30 protein-coding genes are annotated in these 25553 nt (G+C 73.7%); 29 read left to right on the forward strand and 1 reads right to left on the reverse strand.

All coding sequences use genetic code 11. The features are described 5' to 3' along the window. The first annotated feature begins 161 nt into the window (after positions 1–161). The 17 genes from murG (at position 162) to AB0J36_RS32205 (ending at position 16477) form a co-directional block, all read left to right on the forward strand. Positions 162–1268, forward strand: a complete 1107-nt coding sequence (gene murG, locus AB0J36_RS32125) for an undecaprenyldiphospho-muramoylpentapeptide beta-N-acetylglucosaminyltransferase (protein ID WP_357398327.1) — start codon at positions 162–164, stop codon at positions 1266–1268. Further along, positions 1265–2827: a UDP-N-acetylmuramate--L-alanine ligase gene (gene murC, locus AB0J36_RS32130; protein ID WP_357398330.1), complete on the forward strand. Its 1563-nt coding sequence runs from the start codon at positions 1265–1267 to the stop codon at positions 2825–2827. The genes murG and murC overlap by 4 nt, the downstream gene beginning before the upstream one ends. Beyond that, positions 2824–3642 carry an FtsQ-type POTRA domain-containing protein gene (locus tag AB0J36_RS32135; protein ID WP_357126958.1) on the forward strand — a complete coding sequence of 273 codons (819 nt, stop codon included), beginning with the start codon at positions 2824–2826 and terminating at the stop codon, positions 3640–3642. The genes murC and AB0J36_RS32135 overlap by 4 nt, the downstream gene beginning before the upstream one ends. 247 nt (positions 3643–3889) lie before the next feature. After that, the gene (gene ftsZ / locus AB0J36_RS32140; protein WP_357126961.1) at positions 3890–5005 is read left to right on the forward strand and encodes a cell division protein FtsZ; all 1116 of its coding nucleotides are present in this window, start codon (positions 3890–3892) and stop codon (positions 5003–5005) included. 9 nt (positions 5006–5014) lie between these two features. Beyond that, positions 5015–5758, forward strand: a complete 744-nt coding sequence (locus AB0J36_RS32145; RefSeq protein ID WP_357170713.1) for a YggS family pyridoxal phosphate-dependent enzyme — start codon at positions 5015–5017, stop codon at positions 5756–5758. Between the two features lie 188 nt (positions 5759–5946). Continuing rightward, entirely contained in the window at positions 5947–6669 is a 723-nt protein-coding gene (gene sepF, locus AB0J36_RS32150; RefSeq protein WP_357398333.1) for a cell division protein SepF, read from the forward strand. Between the two features lie 30 nt (positions 6670–6699). Beyond that, positions 6700–7005: a YggT family protein gene (locus tag AB0J36_RS32155; RefSeq protein ID WP_355049471.1), complete on the forward strand. Its 306-nt coding sequence runs from the start codon at positions 6700–6702 to the stop codon at positions 7003–7005. 44 nt (positions 7006–7049) lie between these two features. Further along, positions 7050–7853 carry a DivIVA domain-containing protein gene (locus AB0J36_RS32160; protein ID WP_355049472.1) on the forward strand — a complete coding sequence of 268 codons (804 nt, stop codon included), beginning with the start codon at positions 7050–7052 and terminating at the stop codon, positions 7851–7853. An 80-nt stretch (positions 7854–7933) separates the two neighbouring features. Beyond that, on the forward strand, positions 7934–8665 hold the full coding sequence (locus tag AB0J36_RS32165; protein ID WP_357398336.1) for a hypothetical protein: 732 nt from the start codon (positions 7934–7936) through the stop codon (positions 8663–8665). 6 nt (positions 8666–8671) lie between these two features. Further along, positions 8672–8983: a DUF167 domain-containing protein gene (locus AB0J36_RS32170; protein ID WP_357126977.1), complete on the forward strand. Its 312-nt coding sequence runs from the start codon at positions 8672–8674 to the stop codon at positions 8981–8983. Between the two features lie 22 nt (positions 8984–9005). Next, positions 9006–10505, forward strand: a complete 1500-nt coding sequence (locus AB0J36_RS32175) for a potassium/proton antiporter (RefSeq protein WP_357170716.1) — start codon at positions 9006–9008, stop codon at positions 10503–10505. A gap of 224 nt (positions 10506–10729) precedes the next feature. Continuing rightward, a complete protein-coding gene (locus tag AB0J36_RS32180; protein ID WP_355049476.1) occupies positions 10730–11149 on the forward strand; it encodes a TraR/DksA C4-type zinc finger protein in 420 nt (139 codons plus the stop codon). Between the two features lie 66 nt (positions 11150–11215). Next, positions 11216–11830, forward strand: coding sequence for a signal peptidase II (gene lspA / locus AB0J36_RS32185; RefSeq protein WP_357170718.1), 615 nt, complete (start codon positions 11216–11218; stop codon positions 11828–11830). Next, positions 11827–12771 carry an RluA family pseudouridine synthase gene (locus AB0J36_RS32190; protein ID WP_355049478.1) on the forward strand — a complete coding sequence of 315 codons (945 nt, stop codon included), beginning with the start codon at positions 11827–11829 and terminating at the stop codon, positions 12769–12771. The genes lspA and AB0J36_RS32190 overlap by 4 nt, the downstream gene beginning before the upstream one ends. 42 nt (positions 12772–12813) lie before the next feature. Then, the gene (locus AB0J36_RS32195) at positions 12814–13842 is read left to right on the forward strand and encodes a hypothetical protein (RefSeq protein WP_357126988.1); all 1029 of its coding nucleotides are present in this window, start codon (positions 12814–12816) and stop codon (positions 13840–13842) included. Positions 13843–13916: 74 nt separating this feature from the next. Next, a complete protein-coding gene (locus tag AB0J36_RS32200; protein ID WP_357126991.1) occupies positions 13917–15587 on the forward strand; it encodes an AAA family ATPase in 1671 nt (556 codons plus the stop codon). Between the two features lie 95 nt (positions 15588–15682). After that, entirely contained in the window at positions 15683–16477 is a 795-nt protein-coding gene (locus AB0J36_RS32205; RefSeq protein WP_357171215.1) for a DUF2567 domain-containing protein, read from the forward strand. On the opposite strand, the gene AB0J36_RS32210 is transcribed toward AB0J36_RS32205, so the two are convergent. After that, on the reverse strand, positions 16392–17096 hold the full coding sequence (locus AB0J36_RS32210; RefSeq protein ID WP_357126994.1) for an LON peptidase substrate-binding domain-containing protein: 705 nt from the start codon (positions 17094–17096) through the stop codon (positions 16392–16394). The genes AB0J36_RS32205 and AB0J36_RS32210 overlap by 86 nt on opposite strands. A gap of 106 nt (positions 17097–17202) precedes the next feature. Between AB0J36_RS32210 and hisD the strand changes: the two genes are divergently transcribed. From hisD to hisF, 12 genes are all read left to right on the forward strand, one after another. Then, positions 17203–18525, forward strand: coding sequence for a histidinol dehydrogenase (gene hisD, locus AB0J36_RS32215; RefSeq protein ID WP_355049482.1), 1323 nt, complete (start codon positions 17203–17205; stop codon positions 18523–18525). Beyond that, positions 18522–19592: a histidinol-phosphate transaminase gene (locus tag AB0J36_RS32220; RefSeq protein WP_357127000.1), complete on the forward strand. Its 1071-nt coding sequence runs from the start codon at positions 18522–18524 to the stop codon at positions 19590–19592. The genes hisD and AB0J36_RS32220 overlap by 4 nt, the downstream gene beginning before the upstream one ends. Continuing rightward, positions 19592–20203, forward strand: coding sequence for an imidazoleglycerol-phosphate dehydratase HisB (gene hisB, locus AB0J36_RS32225; protein ID WP_355049484.1), 612 nt, complete (start codon positions 19592–19594; stop codon positions 20201–20203). Before AB0J36_RS32220 ends, hisB begins: the two co-directional genes overlap by 1 nt. A gap of 58 nt (positions 20204–20261) precedes the next feature. Continuing rightward, complete coding sequence (locus AB0J36_RS32230; RefSeq protein WP_266244462.1) at positions 20262–20435, forward strand: hypothetical protein; 174 nt, start codon at positions 20262–20264, stop codon at positions 20433–20435. Next, positions 20432–21067: an imidazole glycerol phosphate synthase subunit HisH gene (hisH, locus tag AB0J36_RS32235; protein WP_357127005.1), complete on the forward strand. Its 636-nt coding sequence runs from the start codon at positions 20432–20434 to the stop codon at positions 21065–21067. The genes AB0J36_RS32230 and hisH overlap by 4 nt, the downstream gene beginning before the upstream one ends. Before the next feature lie 39 nt (positions 21068–21106). Further along, the gene (locus AB0J36_RS32240; protein WP_357127008.1) at positions 21107–21430 is read left to right on the forward strand and encodes a hypothetical protein; all 324 of its coding nucleotides are present in this window, start codon (positions 21107–21109) and stop codon (positions 21428–21430) included. Between the two features lie 14 nt (positions 21431–21444). Next, positions 21445–22170: a bifunctional 1-(5-phosphoribosyl)-5-((5-phosphoribosylamino)methylideneamino)imidazole-4-carboxamide isomerase/phosphoribosylanthranilate isomerase PriA gene (gene priA, locus AB0J36_RS32245; RefSeq protein WP_357127011.1), complete on the forward strand. Its 726-nt coding sequence runs from the start codon at positions 21445–21447 to the stop codon at positions 22168–22170. Continuing rightward, positions 22167–22556: a RidA family protein gene (locus tag AB0J36_RS32250; RefSeq protein WP_357127014.1), complete on the forward strand. Its 390-nt coding sequence runs from the start codon at positions 22167–22169 to the stop codon at positions 22554–22556. Before priA ends, AB0J36_RS32250 begins: the two co-directional genes overlap by 4 nt. Before the next feature lie 79 nt (positions 22557–22635). Continuing rightward, a complete protein-coding gene (locus AB0J36_RS32255) occupies positions 22636–23082 on the forward strand; it encodes a MarR family transcriptional regulator (RefSeq protein ID WP_357127017.1) in 447 nt (148 codons plus the stop codon). Positions 23083–23087: 5 nt separating this feature from the next. Further along, entirely contained in the window at positions 23088–23519 is a 432-nt protein-coding gene (locus tag AB0J36_RS32260; protein ID WP_363661509.1) for an organic hydroperoxide resistance protein, read from the forward strand. 46 nt (positions 23520–23565) lie between these two features. Further along, entirely contained in the window at positions 23566–24564 is a 999-nt protein-coding gene (locus AB0J36_RS32265; protein WP_357170730.1) for an NADP-dependent oxidoreductase, read from the forward strand. A 73-nt stretch (positions 24565–24637) separates the two neighbouring features. After that, the gene (gene hisF / locus AB0J36_RS32270) at positions 24638–25405 is read left to right on the forward strand and encodes an imidazole glycerol phosphate synthase subunit HisF (RefSeq protein WP_357398348.1); all 768 of its coding nucleotides are present in this window, start codon (positions 24638–24640) and stop codon (positions 25403–25405) included. The last annotated feature ends 148 nt before the right edge of the window (positions 25406–25553 follow it).

Here is a 25553-nt window from a genome sequence, read left to right on the forward strand (position 1 = left end):
TTCCCGCGTGTCCCCGGCCGGCGCCCCCGGCCGGCGACGCCACCGGCGGCCCGAGGGCCAGTGCCCCGGGCGCGGGAGCGGCGGAAGGACGACCAGGCCGTACCGCGCGGTGTCCGGCAGGGCCGGAGCCGTCAGGGTACGGCGAGCGAGAGGAGACGCTGATGGGTCCGCTGCGTTCGGTGGTGCTCGCGGGAGGTGGCACCGGGGGGCACATTTACCCGCTGCTCGCCTTCGCCGACTGCCTGCGCCGACACGACCCGGGCGTCCGGATCACCTGTCTCGGCACACCCAAGGGCATGGAGAACGAGCTGATCCCGCCGCACGGCTACGACCTGCGGCAGATCCCGGCGTACCAGCTGCCCCGGTCGGTCAACCTGAACCTGGTGCGTACCCCGGGCCGGATGTGGACCGCGGCCCGCGCGGCGGGCAAGGTGATCGACGAGGTGCGCGCCGACGCGGTGGTCGGCTTCGGCGGGTACGTCTCGGTGCCGGCCTACCTGGCCGCGTGGCGGCGTGAGCTGCCGATGGTGATCCACGAGGTGAACGTGCCGCCGGGCGTCGCGAACCGCCTCGGCATGAAGTTCACCAAGAACGTGGCGGTCGGTTTCCCGCACCAGCCGAGTCAGGCCGAGTCGCTGCGGGACGCCACCGTGGTGGGTGTGCCGCTGCGCCGCAGCATCGCCGCGCTGGACCGGTACGCGATGCGCAACGCCGCCCGCGCCCGGTTCGGCCTCCGCCCGGATCTGCCGGTGCTCTTCGTGGCCGGCGGGTCGTCCGGCGCCCGCTCGGTCAACCTGGCGGTCTCCGGCGCGGCCAAGGAGTTGGCCCGCAACGGCGTGCAGGTGCTGCACGTGATGGGCGCCCGCAACGAGCCGGTGCCGATCCCCACCGACCTGCCGGTTCCGTACGTGACACTGCCGTACCTGTCCGAGATGGAGCTGGGCTACGCCGCCGCCGACCTGATGCTGGCCCGGGGCGGGGCGATGACCGTCGCCGAGGTGGCCGCGATCGGCCTGCCGACGATCTTCGTGCCGTATCCGCACAGCAATCAGGAGCAGCGGCGCAACGCCCTGCCCGTGGTGGAGGCCGGCGGCGGTCTGCTGGTCGACGACGCGGAGCTGACTCCGGACTGGCTGGAGCGTGCGGTCATCCCGCTGATCCGTGACCCGCAGCGGCTGTACGCGATGGGCGCGGCGGCGTCCGCGTACGGGCGGCGCGACGGTGACGAGGCGCTGCGCTCGTTCGTCCTCGAGGCGGTGGCCCGATGACCGCGCAGTTCACCCCGGCCGGCACGCTGACCGCCGAGGACCTGGGCGCGGTGCACCTGATCGGCGTGGGCGGGGTGGGCATGCTCGGAGTGGCCCGGCTGCTGCTCACGAGGGGCATCCAGGTCTCCGGTAGCGACCTGCGCGAATGGCCGTCGCTGGCAGGCCTGCGGGCGCTCGGCGGCACCATCTACCTCAGCCACGAGGCGTCCAACCTGGACGGGGTGGACACGGTCGTCTACTCCTCGGCCATTCCGAAGGACCACCTGGAGTTGGTCGAGGCCCGTCGCCGTGGCCTGCGGGTGCTGCACCGCTCGGAGGCCCTCGCGGCGGCGATGACCGGCCGCCGGGCGATCGCGGTCGCCGGTACGCACGGCAAGACCACCACCACGTCGATGGTGACGATGGTGCTCCAGCAGGCCGGTGTGGACCCGTCCTTCGTGATCGGTGGGGAGATCTCCGAGGTCGGCTCGGGCGCCCACCACGGCACCGGCGAGCACTTCGTGGTCGAGGCCGACGAGAGCGACCGCTCGTTCCTCATCTACCGCCCGTACGTCTCGGTCATCACCAACGTCGAGCCGGACCACCTGAACACCTACGGCGACCTCGCGACGCTGGAGGCGGCGTTCGCGGAGTTCGCGCGGCTCACCGACCCGAGCGGGTTCATCATCACCTGCGCCGACGACCCGGGCGGTCGGCGGCTGGCCGAGACCCTGCGCGCCGAGGGACGGCGGGTGTTCACCTACGGCGCGGCCGAGGACGCCGACCTGCGGCTGACCGACATCGCCTCCTCCGCGCGCGGCGTGCGCTACCTGGCCGCGATCGACGGACGGTCGCTGGGCGAGTTCCGGCTGCCGGTGCCCGGGCGGCACATGGGGCTCAACAGCGCCGCGGCGGTGCTGACGGCGTACCTTCTCGAACTGCCCCTGGAGGCGGCGGAGGCCGCGCTCGCGGTCTTCCCCGGGGTGCGGCGGCGCTTCGAGCGCAAGGGCGTCGCGGACGGCGTGCTGGTCTACGACGAGTACGCCTACCACCCGACCTCGATCAGGCTGGCGTTGCAGACGCTGCGCGAGGTGGCCGGGGACGGGCGGCTGATCGTCGTCTTCCAGCCGTACCGGCTGTACCGCACCCGCGACAACCAGGCGGAGATCGCCGAGGCGCTGGCCATCGCCGACGAGGTGGTGCTGCTGGAGGTCTTCGGGCCGGGCGAGCTGCGCCAGCCCGGCGAGGGCTCGGCGGCGCTGATCGCGGCGGTGGACCTGCCCGCCGACCGTAAGGTGTTCGTCGACTCGTGGGAGGCCGTGCCGGGCGAGGTGGCCCGGCGGGCCGGTACGGGCGACGTCGTGGTCACCATGGGCGCGCCACCGATCTCGCTGATGGGTGACGAGCTGCTGGCGGCGCTGGGGGCGCGTACCGCCGGCTCCTCGGCGACCGCGGCCGTCGATCCGCTGGCGACGACCCCGGCGATCGGCCAGCCGGTGCCGGGCGGGTCCACGGCGGGTGGCGACGGGGCGGCCCTCGGCGCCGCCGCACCGGACGGCGCGACGCCCACGGCCGGATGAGCCCCGGCCCCGCCCGCGGGCGGACCAGCCCTCCCGACGGCGGCTCTGCGCGGCGCGGTCCGGTCCGGCGTTGGCAGCTGGTCCGGGCCGGCAGCGACGCGGTGCCGGCGTCGACCCGCCGGTTCATGGCCCGCGCCCGCCAGCGCCGGATGCGGGCGGCGATGCCGTGGGCGGTGGCTGCCGGCGTGCTGGCGCTGCTCGGGCTGATCGCCTGGACGGTGCTCGGCACCGGACTGTTCGGTGTCCGGTCGGTCAGCGTCCAGGGCGCCAAGCTGGTCACGGACGTGCAGGTACGGGACGCGGTGGGGGTTGCCGACGGGGTGCCGCTGGCGCGGGTGGACCTCGCGGCCGCCGCGCGTCGGGTCGGTGGGTTGGCGCCGGTGGAGCGGGCCACGGTGTCGCGGGACTGGCCGGGCACGCTGGTGGTGAAGGTTACCGAGCGGACGCCGGTGGCGGTGGTGCCGCAGGCGGACGCGTTCGCCGTGATCGACGGCAGCGGTGTGGCGTTCCAGACGGTGGACCGCCGCCCGGCCGGGCTGCCGCTGGTGCGGGTGGTCCGACCCGCCGCGGCCGACCCGGACACCCGGGCCGCGCTGGAGGTGCTCGGCGCGCTGACCCCGCAGTTGCGTGCCGAGTTGGTGGACGTGAGCGTGGCGGGTCTGGCCCGGATCAGCCTGCGGCTGCGGGGGAACCGCACGGTGGTCTGGGGAGACGCCACGCGGAGCGCGGACAAGGCCCGGGTGGCCACCGCGCTGCTCGGGGAGGAGAGCGAGCGGATCGACGTGAGCGCGCCGGACGTGGTGACCTTCCGCTGACCGACTGAGCGGGCCGTGGACGTGACGAGTCGCGCTCCGGCCGGCGACACGCCGACCGGGTCCTTGGCTCATGGCGCGGCGGCGCTTACGTTGCCCCGAAGAGGTTCAGTGGTTGACATAACTGTAAGCCTCTAGTAGAGGGTGAGGGTTCACCTCTGATCCTCGCTGGTGGCGCTGTCGTCGGCCGCTGGGCTGGCCACGCCGTACCCGGTCGGCCGAAGCCAATCTCGAAGGGAAAGGACCGGAGATGACACCTCCGCACAACTACCTGGCGGTCATCAAGGTCGTCGGCATCGGGGGTGGCGGCGTCAACGCCGTCAACCGGATGATCGAGGTTGGGCTCAAGGGCGTCGAGTTCATCGCGATCAACACCGATGCCCAGGCGCTGCTGATGAGTGACGCCGACGTCAAGCTCGACGTCGGCCGCGAGCTGACCCGCGGGCTGGGCGCGGGCGCCAACCCGGACGTCGGCAAGAACGCCGCCGAGGACCACCGCGACGAGATCGAGGAGGTGCTCAAGGGCGCCGACATGGTCTTCGTGACCTGCGGCGAGGGCGGCGGCACCGGCACCGGCGGCGCGCCCGTGGTGGCGAACATCGCCCGCAAGCTCGGCGCGCTGACCATCGGCGTGGTGACCCGGCCGTTCTCGTTCGAAGGCAAGCGCCGGCAGGTGCAGGCCGAGTCCGGGATAGACGAACTGCGTAACCAGTGCGACACCCTGATCGTCATCCCGAATGACCGGCTGCTGGCGCTCGGCGACCGCAACATCAGCATGATGGACGCGTTCCGCACCGCCGACCAGGTGCTGCTCTCCGGTGTGCAGGGCATCACCGACCTGATCACGACCCCGGGTCTGATCAACCTGGACTTCGCCGACGTCAAGAGCGTGATGAGCGGCGCGGGCAGCGCGTTGATGGGCATCGGTAGCGCCCGCGGGGAGAACCGCGCGGTCGAGGCGGCCGAGGCGGCCATCTCGAGCCCGCTGCTGGAGCAGAGCATGGACGGCGCGCGCGGCGTGCTGCTCTCCATCGCCGGCGGCTCCGACCTGGGCCTCTTCGAGATCAACGACGCGGCGCAGCTGGTCACCGACGCGGCCCACCCGGACGCCAACATCATCTTCGGCGCGGTCATCGACGACGCGCTCGGTGACGAGGTGCGGGTGACGGTCATCGCGGCGGGCTTCGACGGCGGCACGCCGGCCTACAAGGCGGCCGAGCCGTCCCGCAAGACCAACACCAACCAGCCGGCGCCGCAGACCACCCCGGTGCCGCCGCCGGCCACCCTGCCGGCCCCGACGCAGTCGCCCCGCCGGGTGCTCTTCGACGACGTGGACGTGCCCGACTTCCTCAAGAACGGCTCCTGAGCGCCGCCGATGACCGACAGCTCAGCCACGGTACGACCGGACCGGAGCGCCGAACTCGCGGCCGGTCTGGCGACGGTACGGGCCCGGATCGCCGAAGCCTGCGCCGAGGCGGCCCGGGATCCCGCCGACGTCACCATGATCGCCGTGACCAAGACCTACCCGGCCGGGGACGTGCTGGCGTTGGCCGGGCTCGGGGTGACCGACATGGGGGAGAACCGCGACCAGGAGGCCGCCGGTAAGGCGGCCGAGGTGGCCGCCGCGGGGATACGTCCACGCTGGCACTTCATCGGGCAGTTGCAGCGCAACAAGGCCCGTTCGGTGGTCCGTTACGCCGACGTCGTGCACTCGGTGGACAGCGTACGGCTGGCCCGGGCACTGGACGGCGCGGCGGCGCAGCGGGAACGGCCGTTGGACGCCCTGGTGCAGGTGAGCATCGACGGTGACCCGGCGCGGGGCGGCGCTCTGCCCGGGTCGGCCGACCCGGAGTCCGGCCTGGACACGGTCGCCGCGGCGGTCGCCGAGTCGCCGGCGCTGCGCCTGGCCGGCCTCATGGCGGTCGCGCCGCTGGGCTGGCCGCCGGATCGCGCCTTCGCCCGGCTGGCCGAGATCGCCGAGGCGTTCCGATCGGTCCATCCGGGAGCGACAGCGTTGTCGGCGGGGATGAGCGGCGATCTGGAAATCGCGATCCGTTACGGCGCGACACATGTCCGCGTCGGTAGCGCGTTGCTCGGAATGCGTCCCACGCTGCGGTAGCCTGACCGCGAGACAGGCAAATTACATCAGTGTTGTTTCAGGGACGGCTGATCCTGTGGGGGTCGTGACACGCGACGCGAATCGCATGTCACGGGATTGCCGTCCCGGTCCGATGGGCATGGTTGTCCACTCGCGACGGGCGACATGGCACGGGGGCGAGTGCCGCACGGCGGACGGAAGGGCGCGGGATGGGTGCACTGCGCAAGGCGGGGGTCTGGCTCGGTCTCGTCGAGGAAGACGACGAGCGGGCCTACGACGACGGTGACTACGACAAGGGTGGTTACCGTGACTCGCGCTACCGGCAGAGCCGGTACGCCGAGGAGTTCGCCGACGAGGACGACGACGACACCGAGGAGCCGCCGGCTCCCCGGACGCGCGCGAGCGAGCGGGGCCGGCTCTCCGAGCGGTCGGCCGGGCGGCTCGCCGACTCCGACCGTGGCGACTCCGACCGGGCTGAGCGGGCTGAGCGGGCTGAGCGCTCCGAGCGGGCTGAGCGCTCCAGCGTACGGTCGATCACGCGGTCCTCGGCGAGTGAGACGTCGGGCGCGCTGACCTACCACACCCGCGACAACCTGGCCCTCGCGCCGCAGGCCGTGACGCGGGAGCGCGTGGTCGTGCCCGAGGAGGAGCAGCGCTACCAGATCACCACCCTGCACCCGACCACCTACCGGGAGGCGCGCACCATCGGTGAGCACTTCCGCGACGGCGTACCGGTGATCATCAACCTCACCGAGATGGACGAGGCCGACGCCCGCCGTCTGGTTGACTTCGCGGCCGGCCTGGCGTTCGGGCTGCGCGGTACGATCGAGCGCGTGACCAATCGGGTGTTCCTGCTCTCACCGGCCAATGTCCAGGTCACCGCTGAGGACAAGGCCAAGATCGCTGAGGGCGGTTTTTTCAGCCTGAGTTGACCCCGCCCGACCCGAGGGACGTCGCTGACCGTGTTGTCGATCTTGCTGCAAGTGTTGTACCTGGTCCTTTATGTCTTCCTGCTTCTTCTTCTGTCCCGGTTCGTGTTGAGCGCCGTCCTGCAGTACGGCCGCCGGTGGCAGCCGGGGCGCGGAGCGGCGGCAGGACTGGAATCCGTGTGGAGCGTCACTGATCCCCCTCTCAACGCGTTGAGGCGTGTGATCCCTCCGCTGCGAATTGGTACCGTGAGCATCGACCTGGCCTCCCTTGTGCTCCTGGTTATCCTGTTCGTGCTGATGGAGTTCGTGTTAGGGCCGTCGATCAGGGCATCTGCCTGATGACCGACGCGCTTTCGCGGCCGCAACTGACCCGAGGAGTTTCGATGCCGCTGACCCCGGCCGACGTACACAACGTCGCCTTCAAAAAGCCGCCGATCGGCAAGCGGGGGTATGACGAGGAGGAGGTCGACGCCTTCCTGGACGAGGTCGAGCGCGAGCTCGCCCGTCTCATCGAGGAGAACAACGAGCTGCGCGCCCAGGTGGAGCGCGGCGGCCGTGGCGGTGCCCCCGCCGGCCCCGGCGGCGACGCCCGACTGGCGGCGGAGCTCAACGACGTCAAGGCCCAGCTCGACCGGGTCCAGCGCGACAAGTCCGCCGCCGAGCAGGCCGCCCGCGCCATGCAGGCCGAGCTGGAGCAGGTCCGCGCGACCGGCGGCCCGGCCGGCGTCACCGGTGACGGTGAGCAGCAGGCGCTGCGGGTGCTGATGATGGCCCAGCGCACCGCCGACGACCACGTGTCCGACGCGCGTCGCGAGGCCGACTCGCTGCTGTCCGAGGCGCGGAGCAAGGCCGAGGAGGTGACCCGCGAGGCTCGCGCGAAGGCCGACGCCCTGGAGCGGGACGCCCGCCAGCGGCACCAGGAGGCCATGGGCGGCCTGGACGCCAAGCGCACGGCCCTGCAGAAGCACATCGAGGAGCTCAAGCAGTTCGAGCGCGAGTACCGCACCCGGCTCAAGGCGTACCTGGAGAGCCAGCTGCGGGACCTCGACGGTCGCGGCCAGGGCCTCGAAGCCGAGATGACCCGCTCCGAGGCGGGCCGGGTCGCCGGCGGCAACGGGCTGGCCGCGGCGGGCCTCGCCGGTTCGTACGGCGGCGGGCGCTCCGGCGCCCTCGAAGCCGGACGCTGAGCACCGGCCGGCGATCGCTCTCCGCAGATGGTGACGGTCGCCGGCCCCGCCTGGACGGTACGACGCGGCAGGGGTGAGCCGTGATAGTCGCGAGTCTCCTGCTCATCCTCGTCGCCGTGGTGCTGCTGGTGTTCGGCCTGGCCGGTGGCTCCAGCACTCTGTTGACCATCTCCATCGCGGCCAGTCTGCTGGCCGCCGTGGCGCTGGTGGTGGGCGCCCGCCAGGCAGCCGCCAACCGCGCCTCGGCGGATCCCGGCCGGGCCGGCCTGCGGGACCGCGGGGCATTCCGCACGGCCAGCCGGGCCGAGCCGGGTGCCGCGTACGGGCCACCGCTGGCCGAGCCGGATGTGCCGGTCCAGCACGTACCTTCGACGGTCGGCGACGGCGGCACCGGGTGGCGGCAACCACCCGAGCCGCCGTCCGACCCCGAGCCGGCGTATGACGTGGCCTCGCCGTACGAGCCCGACGCGGCGGCCGACGGCGGTGCACGCACCTCGCCCGTCAGCCCGGCGTCCCCGTTCGTGGCCCGCGCCGACGAGGCGTACCGGGCCGACGCCGTGACCGCCGACCCGCTGGCCGACGAGCCCGCGGAGCAACCGGTCACCCCCGCCGAGGCGGCCCGGATCTCCCGGCTGCCCGACTCCGTCGAGGTGGTGGACGGACGGCCCCGCTACCACCTGGCCGCGTGCCCGCACCTGATCGGCCGGACCCCGGAGACGCTTCCCGTCGCCGAGGCGGTCGAGCTGGGCTTCACGCCGTGCGCGGCGTGCGCGCCGGCCACCGCCCTGCTCATCGACGCCCGGCCGTTCTGAAAAGCGGTGCCGGTGCCCCCGCAGGACGCGCTCACCGTTGCGGTACGGGTGAAGCCGGGCGCCTCCCGCGATGCCGTCGGTGGTCGCTTCGACGGCCCGCACGGCCCTTCCCTGGTGATCGCCGTCCACGCTCCGGCGGTGGACGGTCGGGCGACCGAGGCGGCCCGCCGCGCCCTCGCCGCCGCGCTCGGCGTCCGGCCGGCGGCGGTGTCGCTGCGGACCGGCGCGACCAGCCGGGACAAGCTCTTCCTCGTCGACCGGCCCACCCCCGAGCTGCCCGACGTGCTGCGCCGACTGCGCGACGGAGCCGCGGGGTGAGGATCGCCCGGGCCCGGCGACCGTGACGCCCGGCCTGGACATCGCGCTGTTGCTCGGCGCGGCCGTGCTGCTGGTGGCGGTTGGCGCGGTCCGGCTCTCGACCCGCCTCGGGGTGCCCAGCCTGTTGGTCTACCTGGCGCTCGGCGTGGCCATCGGCGAGGCCGGGCTCGGTATCCGCTTCGACGACGTCGACCTGACCCGGACCCTCGGATTCTGCGCGCTGATCGTGATCATCGCCGAGGGCGGCCTCACCGCACGGTGGAGCACGCTGCGTCCGGTGCTCGCGCTGGCGTCCGCGCTCTCCACGGTCGGCGTGGTCGTGAGCATCGTGGTGGTCGGCGTCGCCGTACACCTGCTGCTGGGCCTGGACTGGCGGTTGGCGCTGCTCTACGGCGCGGTGCTCTCCTCCACCGACGCGGCGGCGGTGTTCGCCACCCTGCGGCGGCTGCGGTTGCCACCCCGGCTGGTGGCCACCCTCGAGGCCGAGTCGGGCATGAACGACGCCCCGGTGGTGCTGCTGGTGGTGCTGCTGTCCCACGAGGGTTGGGCGCACCCGTGGTGGTACGAGGTCGCGCTGGTCTGTTACGAGCTGGGCGTCGGCGCGGCCGTCGGTGTGGGCGCTGGCCTCGCCGGCACCTGGGCGCTGCGCCGGGCGGCGCTGCCCTCGGCCGGCCTGTACCCGATCGCGGCGGTGGGGATCACCGTCCTGGCGTACGCCGCCGGCGCCGTGCTGCACGCCTCGGGCTTCCTCGCCGTATATGTGGCGGGGGTGCTGCTGGGCAACGCCCGCCTGCCGCACCGACAGGCGATCCTCGGCTTCGCCGACGGGCTGGCCTGGCTCGCGCAGATCGGCCTGTTCGTGCTGCTCGGCCTGCTGGTCGCGCCCGGCCGATTGGACGCCGCGGTGCTGCCGGCGGTGGTCGCCGGTCTGGCGCTGGTGCTGCTGGCCCGGCCGCTGTCGGTGGCGGTCTCGGCGTTGCCGTTCCGGGTCGGCCTTCGGGAGCAGGCGTTCCTGTCCTGGGCCGGACTGCGCGGGGCGGTGCCGATCGTGCTGGCCACCATCCCGCTCTCGCAACGGGTGCCGGGCGCGGAACGCCTCTTCGACGCGGTCTTCGTGCTGGTGGTGATCTTCACGCTCGTGCAGACCGGCACGCTCGGTCCGCTCGCCCGCCGGCTGGGGACCACCGCGCCGGCGGAGGCCGCCGAGATCCACGTGGAGACGGCGCCGCTCGAGCGGATGCGCGCCGACCTGTTGCAACTGGAGGTGCCGCCGGGCTCCCGGCTGGCCGGCGTGCACGTCGACGAGCTGCGGTTGCCGCTGGGCGCCTCGGTGACCCTGGTGCTGCGCGACGGGGTGGGTTTCGTGCCCGGCCCGGACACCCGGCTGAAGACCGGCGACAGCCTGCTGATCGTCGCCGCCGGTGGGGTACGCGACGCCGCCGAACGGCGGCTGCGGGCCGTCAGCCGACGGGGTCGGCTGGCCCGATGGTTTGGCGAGTACGGAGATGAAGCGGTCGGTTGATCTGCTAGCGTTCCCTTTGCCCCAGTTAGGCAGGGCTAGGGGCAGTTGAGCGGTGCGACGGTGCGCCACGTTGTCGGACGCCTGTACGTTCCGTATTCTTGCCAACCTCGGGAGTGCGCGGCCATTGTCGCCGTGCGCCCCTTTTCGTACTCAGGGGACGCCTTCGTCGGCGCCCCCTGACCAGGTGCCGCGACCGCGCGGCTCCCCGGCCGAGGGAGCGACCCATGGCGAAGCCAGCCGACACCAGGACCGCCGGCCGCAAGCCGGTGGCCAAGGCCACCCGCAGCGCGGCGGAGACCGAGAAGATCCGGGCGGCGCTGGCGGCGCGCCGGGACGAGCTTCGCGCCGAGTACGATCAGACGCTGAGCGAGATCACCGAGCTGCAGCGCGAGCGGTTGACGGACTCGGCCGGGGACGACCAGGCCGACACCGGCACCAAGACCTTCGAGCGGGAGCAGGAGATCTCTCTCGCCAACAGCATTCTGGAACGGATCACGCAGGTCGAGCGCGCCCTGGAGCGCCTCGACGAGGGTGGTTACGGCTGGTGCGAGCGGTGCGGCAACCCGATCCCGGTCGAGCGCCTCGCCGCCTTCCCGTCGGCCACCCTGTGTGTGACGTGCAAGCAGTTGGAGGAGCGGCGCTGAAAGCCCGGTCCCCGTCTGCGACGAGACGGTGAGCGATCACCGCCGAGACACCTCGATGGGGAGCGCATGACCGCAGCACCGCCCGCCGAACCCGGCCGCACCGACCCGGACGGCGGCAGGGCCCGTCCCCGGGCTGTCGCGATCCTCGCCGCAGTGGCCCTGGTGGCCCTGCTGGCCGACCTGGTGACCAAACACCTCGCCCTGGCCGGCCTCACCGACCGCGAGCCGGTCCGGATCCTGGGCGGGCTGGTCTACCTGAGCCTGACCCGCAACAGTGGCGCCGCGTGGAGCATCGGGGCGGACTACACCTGGGTGTTCCCGCTGATCACCATCGGCGTGGTCGGCTGGATCGTCTGGATGGCGCTGCGGCTGCGCTCGCTGCCGTGGGCGATCTCCCTCGGCCTGGTGCTCGGCGGCGCGCTGGGCAACCTCATGGACCGGATCTTCCGGGCGCCCGCGCCCTTCCACGGGCACGTGGTCGACATGATCAGCGTCTTCGGGCCGTACGGCGAGTACTTTCCGGTGTTCAACCTGGCGGACAGCTCGCTCGTCTGTGGCGTGGTGCTGGCCGTGCTGCTCGAGCTGACCGGTCGGCAGCGCGACGGCCGGCGGGCCGGCGGTGACGGCGCCAGCGGCGACGCGAACGCCACCGCCGACGCCGAGCAGCGGGAGCGGGCATGACCTCCGCCTTCGCCGCTGGCGGCGACCACCGTTCCCTGCCCGTACCCGACGGTCTCGACGGCATGCGCCTGGACCAGGCGGTGTCCCGGCTCTTCGGTCTCTCCCGGACCGCCGCGGCGGCCCTCGTCGACGCGGGCGACGCCCTCGTCGACGGCGCCGCCCGACCCAACTCCCACAAGGTCAAGGCCGGCTCCTGGCTGGACGTCACGCTGCCCGCTCCGGTCGCGCCGCCGACCGTGGTGCCGCAGGCGGTCCCGGGCCTGCGCGTCGTGTACGCCGACGACGACATCGTCGTGGTGGACAAGCCCGTCGGGGTGGCCGCGCATCCCAGCCCGGGATGGACCGGCCCGACGGTGATCGGCGCGCTCGCCGCGATCGGCCACCGCATCTCCACCAGCGGCGCCGCCGAGCGCCAGGGCGTGGTGCACCGCCTCGACGTGGGCACCACCGGGATCATGGTGGTGGCCAAGAGCGAGCAGGCGTACACCGCGTTGAAGCGGGCCTTCAAGTACCGCGAGGTCGACAAGGGCTACCACGCCGTGGTGCAGGGCCACCTGGACCCGTTGCGGGGCACCGTCGACGCGCCGATCGACCGGCACCCCACCCACGACTACCGCTGGGCCGTGGTGTCCGGCGGTAAGCCGAGCATCACCCACTACGACACTCTCGAGGCGTTCCCGGCCGCCAGCCTGGTCGACGTCCGGTTGGAGACCGGCCGGACCCACCAGATCCGGGTGCACTTCTCCACCCTGCGGCACCCCTGCGTGGGTGACCTCACGTACGGCGCCGACCCCACCCTCTCGGCCCGTCTCGGCCTGGCCCGTCAGTGGCTGCACGCCCGCGAACTGAGCTTTTTGCATCCCCGTTCGGGGGACGAGGTCCGGTTCGTCAGCGACTACCCTGACGATCTGGAACGTGCGCTTGAGATCCTGCGTGACTGAGCGGCGACCACCCGACATCGATCCGACGAGGGGATCCCGCCCGTGCGCGCCGGCGACCTGCTGCGGCAGCTGGACCAACGGCTGCTGCCGCCGTTGACCCGGGCGGTGGCCCGTCTCGGTGACACCCCGACGCGGTCCGGCGTGCTCAGCTGGGCCGCGGTGCTCTCCGCGGCGGCGGTGCTGGGCACGGCCGTCTGGGCCGTCGACGACGCACCGGTCAGCGACCCGACGGTGGGCGAGGTGACCCGCGTCGGGGTGGCCGACGGCGACTCCGTGCCGGGCTACCTCAGCTCCGCGGCGGCCGACCTGGCCGCGTTGGGTCCGACCGCGCCGGCCACCGGGGACGGGACGTACGCGTTGGTCACGCTCGGCACGTACCTGCCGCCACAGCGCCTGGCCACGGTCCTCGGCGACGTGTCGGTCTCGGCCGTCTTCGGGCGGGTCCCGTTGCCCGGTCGGCAGACCGAGATCGTCCGCATCCCGGCCCTGCGGGTGCCCGACGACGTGGTCGCCCAGATGGAACGCGTGGCCGCCCGCAAGGACGGCGAGGCCGCCGACTACCGGGCGCGGGCCGCCGCGGTGCGCGGCGACGGCGTCGCCGAGCGCGAGCTGCGGGAGCGGTACGCCGTCGACGCGGACGTGGCCGGCGCCGAGGCTCGGGCGTACCGGGCCGGCTGCGCCTGCGTCTACGCGGCGGTGGTGCGGGCCGCGCCGGAGGCGCTGCGCCGGGTGGCCGCCCGCCCGGACGTGCGGGCCGTCGATCCGGCGCCCGAGGTGTACCGGCTCGACCGTACGGTCTTCACGCCGCCGCTGCCCGAGCAGCGCGACGTGGTCCGCCCGCCGGCCGACACCGGGCCGAGTCCGTCGTCGACGCCGCGCCCGAGCGCCGGGTCGACGTCGAGCACGCCGATGCCGCCGGTGCCGATGGGCGAATCGTCGGAACCCGCACCGCTCGTAACGATTGCGTCACCCGAGCCGACCCCGGCGCAGTCCACCGCGCCTGCCCCGCCGGCGCTCACCACCTCCCCGGACGCGACCGACGCCGGGTTGCTGGCAACCTCCCCGCCGTGATCTACGCCGGGCGGCGTGCGCCCACAGGAGTGGTCCGAATAGGGTTTGGTTCGTAGCCTGTCAGGCAGAGATCGATGGCGCTGGGAGGGCGGGCCGTGGAGGGCAGTGAGACCGGCTGGGGCCGGCCGGCCGAACCAGCGCCGAGGTGGCGGGCGTTGCTCGACCGTGCCCGGCTGGGCGGTCGGGCGGCGGAGCAGCCCGAGCCCGAGCGCCGTGCCGACGAGGCGGCCCCGGACCCACTGCCGCGACGCGCGGCCCCCAACGGCTACGCGGGGCGCGCGTCGGCCATCGGGCATCCGGCCGATCTGTCGTACGGCCAGGAGCCCGGTTACCGGGCCGAGGGGACGTACCGGGTCGACCCCGCCTACCGGGCCGAACCGGGATACCGCTCGGAGCCGGACTACCGTGCCGAGCCGGCGTACCGCTCGGAGCCGGACTACCGCGCCGAGCCGGCGTACCGGTCCGAGCCGGACTACCGTGCCGAGCCCGCGTACCGCGCGGAGCCCGGGTACCGGTCCGAGCCGGACTACCGTGCCGATCCGACGTACCGCGCCGAGCCCGGCTACCGGGCCGAGCCGACCTACCGGGCCGAGCCGGGTTACCAGGTGGAGCCGGGTTACCAGGCGGAGCCCGAGCCGCCGCGCCGCGCCGAGCCGGAATCGCGCTACGCCATCCTGGACAACGGCTACCGGCCGGGCAATCCCGTCGGCGAGTCCCGCTACGCGCTGCTGGAGACCGGTTACCAGCCGGAGACCGGCTACCCGGCGCCCGCGCCGCCGGTGACACCCGCCCCCCCGATCGCGCCACCGCCGGTCGTTCCACCCCCCGCCCCGCCGGTCGCGCCGCCGCCGGTCGCGGTGGTCACCCCGCCCGGCTCGGCCCTCGCCGAGCGCGGCTACCCGGCCCGGGTCGAGTGGCGCCCGCAGGGCGTCGACCAGGAGTCCGAGCGCGCCACCGGGGTGCTCCGCCGCGACCTGGGCACGCCCCGGGTGTTCGCGTTCGCCAACCCCAAGGGCGGGGTGCACAAGACCACCGCCACCGTGCTCGCCGCCGCCACCGTCGGCAGCGTGCGGGGGCGGGGCGTACTGGCCTGGGACGACAACGAACTGCGGGGCACCCTCGGGTTGCGGGCCGGCAGCGCCCGGCACGCCCGCACCATCCGACACCTGGTCAGCGACCTCGCCCAGATCGAGATCCTGGAGGGCGCGACCCTGCTGGAGCGGCTGGACGACTACCTGCGACACGCCTCCGACGGCTCGTACGACGTGCTGGCCGGCGAGGAGAGCCCCCGTTTCGCCCAGCGGCTCGACCAGTTCACCGTCAAGCGGGTACTCGAGCTGCTGCGGCGTACGCACGACGTGATCTGCGTGGACACCGGCAACAACGTGGAGAGCCCCAACTGGCGCACCGTGATGCACGCCGCCGACCAACTGGTGGTCACCACCGTGCCCCGCGAGGACGCGGCGTTCAGCGCCGACTGGATGCTCGACCTGTTGCACGAGGAGGGGATGGGCGAGCTGGCCGACAACGCGATCACCCTCATCTCCTGCCCCACCCCCGGGCGCTCGGCACTACAGGACGACCTGGAACGGCACTTCGCCACGCGTACCCGCGCGGTGGCCGTGGTGCCGTACGACCCGGCGTTGGAGACCGGCTCGTCGATCGAGTATCACCAGCTCCAGCCGGAGACCCGCCAGGCGTGGCTGCGCGCCGCCGCGGCCATGGCGGAGCCGTTCGCCCGGTGAGCTGGTTCGCCGCCACCGGCGCCCCGGCCCGTCGCGCGGCCTGAGAGGATCATCGGGTGAGCCCGGACAACCCCGACCCTGAGCGGCACGCGGACATCTCCGACGACCGCCCCGCGCCACCCCGACCGTCGGCCGTGCCGCCGCCGAGCGAGTCCGCCCCGCCCGCCGGGTCGGCGTTCGGGTCGGTTCCCGACGGGAGTGCCGCCGTGACGGCGTACCCGAGCGGGGTGGAGCTGACCCCCGACGAGCCGCGCCGGCCGGTGCGGGCGGTGGCGACGGTGCTCGGCGCGGCGCTCGCCCTGGCCGTGCTGGGTGCGCCGCTCGGGCTGCTCTGGGCGGCGTTCGCGCCGGACACCCCGGTGCTCAAGACCGCCGAGGGGGCGATCTACGCCGAGCCCCAGCCGGAGCAGCCGATCGCCGCCGACGGCTGGTTCAGCCTGCTCGGGCTGGCGTTCGGCGTGCTCGCCGCGCTGGCCCTGTGGTTCCTGCTGCGTCGGCGACGCGGCCCGGTCGGACTGCTCGGCGCGGTGCTGGGCGCCCTCGCCGCGGCCCCGGTGGCCTGGCAGGTGGGGCGTCGGGTCGGGCTGGCGACGTTCGACCGGCTGTTGGCGAGCGCCCCGGCGGGGCAGGCCTTCACCAAACCCGCCGACCTGCGGGCCGGCGGGATCGACTGGCTCGGGCACGTGCTGCCGGTGCCGCACGGCAACCTGCTGCTGCCGGCCTTCGGTGCCGCCGTCACGTACACCCTGCTGGCCGGCTGGTCGCGGTGGCCGTCGCTGCGCCCGGAGCCCGACCCGGCGTCGTTCAGTTGGGTGTCGGCGGGGACGCCAGCTCCGACAACGACACCGGAACCGCCCGCACCTGGCGCAGCAGAGCCGCCTCGCGGTTGAGCAGCCGCAGCTCGGCGCGCAGCCGGGCCGCGGTGTCGTCGATGGCGAGCAGCCGCTGCCGGTCGTCGACGGTCAGGGCGGCGGTGGCCGCCACCAGGTGCGACAACACCGTCGGATCCTCCGGAAGCTGCTCGGAGATCTCCTCCGGGTCGGGCCGGATCAGGCTCAGGTACTGCCGGAACACCGCGATCACGCGGGCGGCCAGCAGGTCGGCCACCTCGTCCGGCCCGCTGGCCTCGGGCAGCCATTCCACCGCGGCCGTCAGGTACGGCGCGGTGTCGTCGTCGACGTCGGCGATCCGGAATCGACGTCGGCCGACCGTGACGATGTCGAAGCCGCCGTCGGCCAGCTCGGTGACCTGGCGCAGCTCGGCGGTGCAGCCCACCTCGTGCAGGGTGACGTCGCCGACCCCGTTGCCGGCGCGGGCGCCGGGCCCGGTGGGGGCCACCTCCCAGCCGGCCTGGATGGCCACCACGCCGAACTCGCGCGGCGCGCCCTCGGGCAGGTCGACGAGGTGCCGGACCAGGGCCCGGTAGCGCTCCTCGAAGATGTGCAGTGGCAGCACCAACCCGGGAAAGAGCACCGTTGCGAGCGGGAACACCGGCAGCCGTGCGGTCACGCCGTCGAGCCTAACCAATCCCGTCCGCGACGGCGTGGCCCGGCTCACCGTCCCGCCGACCGGACGGCCCGGGTGGGCGACGGGCGGGCCGCCTAGACTCGCAAGGGTGCTGAATCGGATCGACCTGCGCGACGGTCTCGGTGACCCGCGCCGTCTGCTGCCCCGTGCCCAGCTCGACGTGTCCGTTGCCGTCGAGCGGATCCGCCCGCTGGTGGAGGCGGTCCGCGAGCATGGGTACCCGGCGATCCGGGAGGCCAGCGAGCGGTTCGACGGCATCTCGCCGGAGGTGTTGCGGGTGCCCGTCGAGGCGATCGCCGAGGCCGAGGGGGTGCTCGACCCGGCGGTGCGCGAGGCGCTGCTGGAGTCGATCAGTCGGGCCCGCAGGGTGCACGCCGACCAGCGGCGTACCGACCACGTCACCCAGGTGGTGCCCGGCGGCACGGTCACCGAACGGTGGCTGCCCGTCGACCGGGTCGGCCTCTACGTCCCCGGCGGCCTGGCGATGTACCCGTCGACGGTGGTGATGAACGTGGTGCCGGCCCAGGCGGCCGGAGTGCGTTCGCTGGTGGTGGTCAGCCCGCCGCAGAAGGACAACGGCGGCCTGCCCGACGCCCGGGTGCTCGCCGCGTGCGCGCTGCTCGGCGTCGACGAGGTGTACGCGGTCGGCGGCGCCCAGGCGGTCGCGATGCTGGCGTACGGCTCCGCCGTCGACCCGGCTGGTGAGCTGCGCTGCGAGCCCGTCGACCTGGTCACCGGCCCCGGCAACATCTGGGTGACGGCCGCCAAGCGGCTGCTGCGCGGTGTGGTCGGCATCGACGCCGAGGCCGGTCCGACCGAGATCGCCATCCTGGCCGACGACACCGCCGACCCGGCGCACGTCGCCGCCGACCTGATCAGCCAGGCCGAGCACGACCCGCTCGCGGCGAGCGTGCTCGTCACCCCGTCGCTGGCGCTCGTCGACGCGGTCGAGGCCGAGCTGGCCCGGCAGGTACCGGCCACCAAGCACGCCGAGCGGGTGACCACGGCGTTGACCGGCGAGCAGAGCGGCGTGGTCCTGGTCGACGACCTTGAGGCGGGGCTGCGGGTGGTCGACGCGTACGCGGCCGAGCACCTGGAGATCCAGACGGTCGACGCGCGGGAGTGGGCGCTGCGCGTCCGCAACGCCGGGGCGATCTTCGTGGGCGCCTGGTCGCCGGTGTCACTCGGCGACTACTGCGCCGGCTCCAACCACGTGCTGCCCACCGGCGGCTGCGCCCGGCACTCCTCGGGACTGTCGGTGCAGTCCTTCCTGCGCGGGGTGCACCTGATCGAGTACACCGAGGCCGCGCTGCGTGACGTGGCGCCGCACGTGGTGACCCTGGCGACCGTGGAGGACCTGCCGGCGCACGGCCAGGCCGTCCAGGCCCGGTTTCCGCAGGAGTCGGCGTGAGCGGCCTCGACGATCTGCCGATCCGCGACGACCTGCGTGGCCTGTCGCCGTACGGGGCGCCCCAGCTCGACGTGGCGGTGCGGCTCAACACCAATGAGAACTCCTACCCGGTGCCCGAGTCGGTGGTGGACGCCATCGGCAAGGCGCTCGCCGCCGAGCTGCGTGACCTGAACCGCTACCCGGACCGGGACGCGGTGGCGCTGCGCGCCGACCTGGCCGAATACCTGGGGCACGGGCTCACCGTCGAGCACGTCTGGGCGGCGAACGGCTCCAACGAGATCCAGCAGCAGATCCTTCAGGCGTTCGGTGGGCCGGGGCGCAGCGCGCTGGGCTTCGTCCCGTCGTACTCGATGCACCCGCTGCTGTCCCTCGGCACCGGCACCCGGTGGGTGCCGGCGCGGCGCGGCGTCGACTTCGGGTTGACCGCCGACGAGGCGGCCGCCCAGGTCCGCGAGCACCGGCCCGACGTGGTCTTCCTCTGCTCACCCAACAACCCGACCGGCACCGCTCTCGACCCGGCGGTCGTCGCGGCCGTGCTCGACGTCGCGCCCGGCATGGTGGTCGTCGACGAGGCGTACGCCGAGTTCGCCCGGCCCGGCACGGTCAGCGCCCTCGCGGTGCTGCCCGGCCACCCGCGGCTCGTGGTGACCCGCACGATGAGCAAGGCCTTCGGCTTCGCCGGGGGCCGGCTGGGTTACCTGGCCGCCGACCCGGCCGTGGTGCAGGCGGTGCAGCTCGTCCGCCTGCCCTACCACCTGTCCGCGCTGACCCAGGCCGCCGCCCGCGCGGCGCTGACCCACCGCGACGCCCTGCTCGGTACGGTGGCCGCCGTGATGGCACAGCGGGACCGGATCGTGGCGACGCTGCGCGCTCGCGGGCTGCGGGTGGCCGACAGTGACGCCAACTTCGTGCTGTTCGAGGTCGGCGGCGACCAGGCCACCGTCTGGCACGCCCTGCTGGAGCAGGGGGTGCTGGTCCGTGACGTCGGCCTGCCCGGCTGGCTACGGGTGACCGCCGGCACGCCGGCCGAGACCGATGCTTTTCTGACTGCGATGGAGACCCTGTGATGAGCCGGACCGCCCGGGTGGAGCGGATCACCAAGGAGACCAAGGTCCTCGTCGAGATCGACCTCGACGGCACCGGCGCCGCCGAGATCAGCACCGGCGTGGGCTTCTACGACCACATGCTCCACCAGATCGCCCGGCACGGCGGCTACGACCTGACCGTCCGCACGGTGGGCGACCTGGAGATCGACGCGCACCACACGATGGAGGACACAGCTCTCGCGCTGGGCGCCGCGTTCGATCAGGCGCTGGGCGACAAGGCCGGCATCCGGCGGTACGGGTCGGCGACCGTCCCGATGGACGAGGTGCTGGTCCGGGCCGCGGTGGACCTGTCCGGCCGCCCGTACGTGGTGCACGACGAGCCGCTGCTCGCGCCGTACATCGGGCCGGTCTACGCGACGAGCATGACCCGGCACATCTGGGAGTCGTTCGGCCAGGCGGCCCGGGTGACCCTGCACGTCGACGTGCTGCGGGCGGCGCGTCCCGGTGGGCACCCGGACGCGCACCACGTGGTGGAGGCCCAGTTCAAGGCGGTCTCCCGGGCGCTGCGCGAGGCCACCGCGATCGACCCGCGGGCGGCGGGCGCGATCCCGAGCACGAAGGGTGCTCTCTGATGAGCGCGAGGAGCGCAGCGCAGCGGAGCCCCGCAGTCGCGAATGGAAGGTGGCTCTGATGGGTGCCGCGTTGCCGACGTTGCTGTTGATTCTCGCCGGAGTGCTGGTGGGTGGGGCGTGGTCGCTGCACCGGCAGGGCGCTCCGCGCGGCGCCGTCGTGGTGACCGCGCTGCTGGCGCTGCTCGCCACGGCCGCCGGGGTGCTGCGGCTGATCCCGGAGTCGGGGTCGTGACCGCCGACGTGGTGGTGCTCGACTACGGCTCGGGCAACCTGCGCTCGGCGGAGCGGGCCCTCGAAGCGGCCGGCGCGAGCGTCCGGGTGACCGACGACCTGGCCGCGGCGGCTGCCGCCGATGGTCTCGTGGTGCCGGGGGTGGGCGCGTACGCCGCGTGCATGGCGGGTATCGAGGCGCTCGGCGCGGGCCCGGTGATCGCGGAGCGGGTGGCGGCGGGCCGGCCGGTGCTCGGCATCTGCGTGGGCATGCAGGTGCTCTTCGAGTACGGCGAGGAGCACGGGGTCGTGACGAAGGGCCTCGGGCTGCTGCCAGGCGGGGTGACCCGGTTGGCGGCGCACCGCCTGCCGCACATGGGCTGGAACACGGTCCGCGCGCCCCAGGGCTCGGTGCTGTTCGCCGGGTTGCCGGCGCAGAGCCGCTTCTACTTCGTGCACTCGTACGCGATGGGCGAGCCGGCGGCGTTGGCGGGCGCGGGCGCGCTGGTGACCACGGCCCACCACGACACCGACTTCGTGGCGGCGGTGGAGCGTGGGCCGCTGTCGGCGGCGCAGTTCCACCCGGAGAAGTCCGCTGACACCGGTGCCGCGCTGCTGCGCAACTGGCTCGCCACGCTGCCCGCCGGTGACTGAGCGTCGACGCCGCCCGGCGTTCGCCCAGCGGGCGTCGCGGTGAGCCGCGAGCGGGCCCGCCGGCGGGCGGAACGTGAGGCGGAGCAGGCGCGGGAGCGGGCGGTCCGGCAGCGCCGGGTGGCCCGTCGGCAGCGCCGCCGCGCGGTTCTGCGCCGGTTGACGCCGCAGGTCCGGCGGGGTCGTTCGGGCCGGCTGGCCCGGCACTCGCGGGGTGAGCGCGCGGCGATCGTGCTGCTCACCGGGGCGGCGATGATTCTGATCTGGACGTTCGTCGACGATCTGGCGCTGCGGGTCGCGTTGATCGTGTTGTTGCTACTCGTACTGCCGGCGATCGTGGTGATCGCCCTGGACCGTCGTACCTGATCGAGGAGAAGACGTTGAGCCTCACCCTTTTACCCGCCGTGGACGTCGCCGACGGCCGGGCCGTCCGGCTCGTGCAGGGCGCCGCCGGCAGCGAGAGCGTCTACGGCGACCCGCTGGACGCGGCGCTGGCGTGGCAGCGCGACGGCGCCCAGTGGATCCACCTGGTCGACCTGGACGCGGCGTTCGGTCGGGGCAGCAACGCGCACCTGCTCGCCGAGGTGGTGCGCCAGATGGACGTGCAGGTCGAGTTGTCGGGCGGGATCCGCGACGACGAGTCGCTGCGGGCCGCGCTGGGCACCGGGGCGGCCCGGGTGAACATCGGCACCGCCGCGCTGGAGAACCCGGAGTGGTGCGACCGGGTGGTGGGGGAGTACGGCGACCGGGTCGCCATCGGGCTGGACGTCCGGGGTCAGACGCTGTCCGCGCGGGGGTGGACCCGCGACGGCGGTGACCTGTACGAGGTGCTGGAGCGCCTGGACAAGGCGGGCGCCACCCGGTATGTCGTCACCGACATCACCAAGGACGGCACGATGCGCGGGCCGAACCTGGACCTGTTGCGGGACGTGTGCGCCCGCACCGACCGGCCGGTGATCGCCTCCGGCGGCGTGTCCACCCTGGATGACCTGCGGGCGCTGGCCACGCTGGAGCCGCTGGGTGTGGAGGGCGTGATCGCCGGCAAGGCGCTGTACGCGGGCGCGTTCACGGTGTCCGAGGCGCTGCGCACCCTGGCCGAGGCGTGACGGTCACCCGGCTGGGCTCGGGCGGGCCGTGGGAGCAGAGTTACGGCTACTCCCGGGTGGTCCGCGCCGGTGACCTGGCTCTGACGGCCGGTTGTACGGCCACCGTGGACGGTCGGGTGGCGCACGTCGGGGACGCGGCCGCGCAGACCGCGCAGGCGTTACGGATCGGGTTGGCCGCGCTCGCCGAGGTGGGCGCGGAGCCGGGTGACGTGGTCCGGACCCGGATGTACGTGACCGACCGGCTGCACGCCGACGAGGTGGGCCGGGCGCACAACGCGGTCTTCGGCGCGGTCCGGCCGGTGGCGACGCTCGTGGTGGTGGCCGGTCTGCTCGATCCGGAGCACCTCGTCGAGGTGGAGTTGGAGGCGTACGTCGGCGACCGCTGACCGCTTCGGTGGCGGTCGTCACGGCCGCATCCCGTACCGATAAGTTGTGCACAACTTAATTGCGGGCTACGGTTCACCGGTGACCGATGACCTGGTGCTGCGCCGGCAGGTGTGCTTCGCGCTCTACGCCGCGTCGCGCGCCCTCACCGACGTGTACCGGCCGATCCTCGACGAGGTCGGGCTGACCTACCCGCAGTACCTGGTGCTGCTGGTCCTCTGGGAACGCCCCGACGACCCGCCCGCCGTGTCCGAGCTGGGCGCCGAGCTGCGGCTCGACTCCGGCACCCTCTCCCCGCTGCTCAAACGGCTGGAGAGCGGCGGCCTGGTGGTACGCCGACGCGCGGCGCGCGACGAACGGCGGGTCGAGGTGAGCCTCACCGAGCGGGGTCGGGCGCTGCGCGAGCGGCTCTGCGACGTTCCGCTGCGGATCGCGCAGGCCACCGGCCTGGGCATCGACGAGCTCGTCGCGTTGCGCGACACGCTCACCCGGGTCACCGAGACCGTCCATCGACAGAAGGAGCAGTGACCATCATGAAGGTTCTCTACACCGCGTCCGCGACCGCCACCGGTGACGGCCGGGACGGCCACGTCGAGACCTCCGACGGCACCTTCGCCATGGACCTGGCGTCGCCGAAGGAACTGGGCGGCGAGGGTGGCGCCACCAACCCCGAACAGCTCTTCGCCGCCGGCTACGCCGCCTGCTTCCACAGCGCCCTGCGCATCGTCGGCCGCCGCGCCAAGGCCGACGTGACCAACTCCGTCGTCTCCGCCGAGGTCGGCATCGGCCCCAACGGCAGCGGTGGCTTCGGGCTCACCGCCCAGCTCATCGTGGACCTGCCCGCCGTTGCGCGGGAGACCGCCGAGCAGCTCGTCGAGCAGGCCCACCAGGTCTGCCCGTACTCGAACGCCACCCGCGGCAACATCGACGTCGCGCTGACCGTCCGCGAGACCCTGGCCGCCTGACCGTCGCGGCCCCGGACCCCACCCGCGAACGAGAGGACGACCCCCGATGACCAGCAACCGCGAGATCCACCTGGCCCGCCGCCCCGACGGCTGGCCCACCGAGGACACCTTCCGGCTCGTCGAGACCGACGTCCCGACGCCCGGACCGGGCCAGATCGTGGTCCGCAACCAGTACGTCTCCGTCGACCCGTACATGCGGGGACGGATGAACGACGTCAAGTCGTACGTGCCGCCGTTCGCGCTCGACGCCCCCCTCGACGGGGCCGCCGTCGGCGAGGTGGTGGCCAGCGAGTCACCCGACATCGCCGTGGGCGACACCGTCCTGCACGGGCTCGGCTGGCGGGAGTACGCGCTGCTCGACGCCGGCCGCGCCCGCACCGTCGACGCGAGCATCGCCCCGGCCAGCGCGTACCTGAGCGTGCTCGGCATGCCCGGACTCACCGCGTACGCCGGTCTGCTGGAGGTCGCCGCGATGCGGCCCGGCGAGACGGTCTTCGTCTCCGCCGCGGCCGGCTCGGTCGGCAGCCTGGTGGGCCAGATCGCCAAGCTCAAGGGCGCGGGCCGGGTCATCGGCAGCGCCGGGTCGGCCGCCAAGGTCGAGCGGCTCCGGGCACTCGGCTTCGACGCCGCGTTCGACTACCACGACGGGCCGGTCCGCGACTCGTTGCGCGCCGCCGCCCCGGACGGCATCGACGTCTACTTCGACAACGTCGGTGGCGACCACCTGGAGGCGGCGATCTCGGCCATGAACCTGCACGGCCGGGTCGCCATCTGCGGCATGATCGCCCAGTACAACGCCACCGAGCCGCCGGCCGCGCCGCGCAACCTGGCGCTGGTCATCGGCAAGCGGCTCACCCTGCGCGGGTTCCTGGTCAACGACCACAACAACGTGCGCGCGACGTTCGTCCAGGACGTGGCCGGCTGGCTGCGCGAGGGCAAACTCTCCTACGACGAGACGGTCGTCGACGGCATCGAGAACGCCCCGGCGGCGTTCCTCGGCCTGCTCCGCGGCGAAAACCTGGGCAAGATGCTCGTCCGGGTGTGACGTGCACCTGCGGCGCGGCGGTCGGCCCCCTCGGGTCGGCCGCCGCGCCGTGCGCGGAGGATAGGCTGACCGCATGACGGTGGCGGTACGGGTGATCCCCTGTCTCGACGTGGACGCCGGGCGGGTGGTCAAGGGGGTCAACTTCCTCGACCTGCGCGACGCCGGCGACCCGGTGGAGCTGGCCGCCGCCTACGACCGGGCCGGCGCCGACGAGCTGACCTTCCTCGACGTCACCGCGTCGTCAAGTGACCGGGGCACCATGCTCGACGTGGTACGCCGCACCGCCGAGTCGGTCTTCATCCCGCTGACCGTCGGGGGCGGGGTCCGGCAGGTCGGCGACGTCGACACGCTGCTGCGCGCCGGAGCCGACAAGGTCGGCGTGAACACCGCCGCCATCGCGCGACCGGAGCTGATCGCCGAGATCGCCGACCGCTTCGGCCGGCAGGTGCTCGTGCTCTCCCTCGACGTACGCCGCGCGCCCACGGGCGACACGCCCAGCGGGTTCGAGGTCACCACCCACGGCGGCCGGCGCGGCACCGGCATCGACGCGGTGGACTGGGCCCGGCGGGTGGCCGAGCTGGGCGCGGGGGAGATCCTGCTCAACTCGATGGACGCCGACGGCACCAAGGCGGGCTTCGACCTGGAACTCATCGCCGCGGTGCGAGCCGTGGTGGACGTGCCGGTCGTCGCCAGCGGAGGGGCCGGCGAGGTGGCGCACTTCCCGCCCGCGATCGGGGCCGGGGCCGACGCGGTCCTCGCGGCCAGCGTCTTCCACTTCGGCGAGCTGACGGTGGGCGAGGTCAAGGACGCCCTGCGCCGCAGCGGCCACCCGGTGCGCTAGGGCGTGTGTCAAAGCCCCTGGCCGGCCTGCGGCGGGCCCAGACGACGGCCGGCGGCGTTGGGGGGGGGGTGGGGGGTTCATTCGCGTGGTGCGCGCGCCCGCGGCCCCGGCGGCCCGCCCGCCCGCGGCCGCCCGCGCGCGCCGCCGC

It is taken from the genome of Micromonospora sp. NPDC049662, assembly GCF_040675055.1.
GTDB lineage: Bacteria > Actinomycetota > Actinomycetes > Mycobacteriales > Micromonosporaceae > Micromonospora.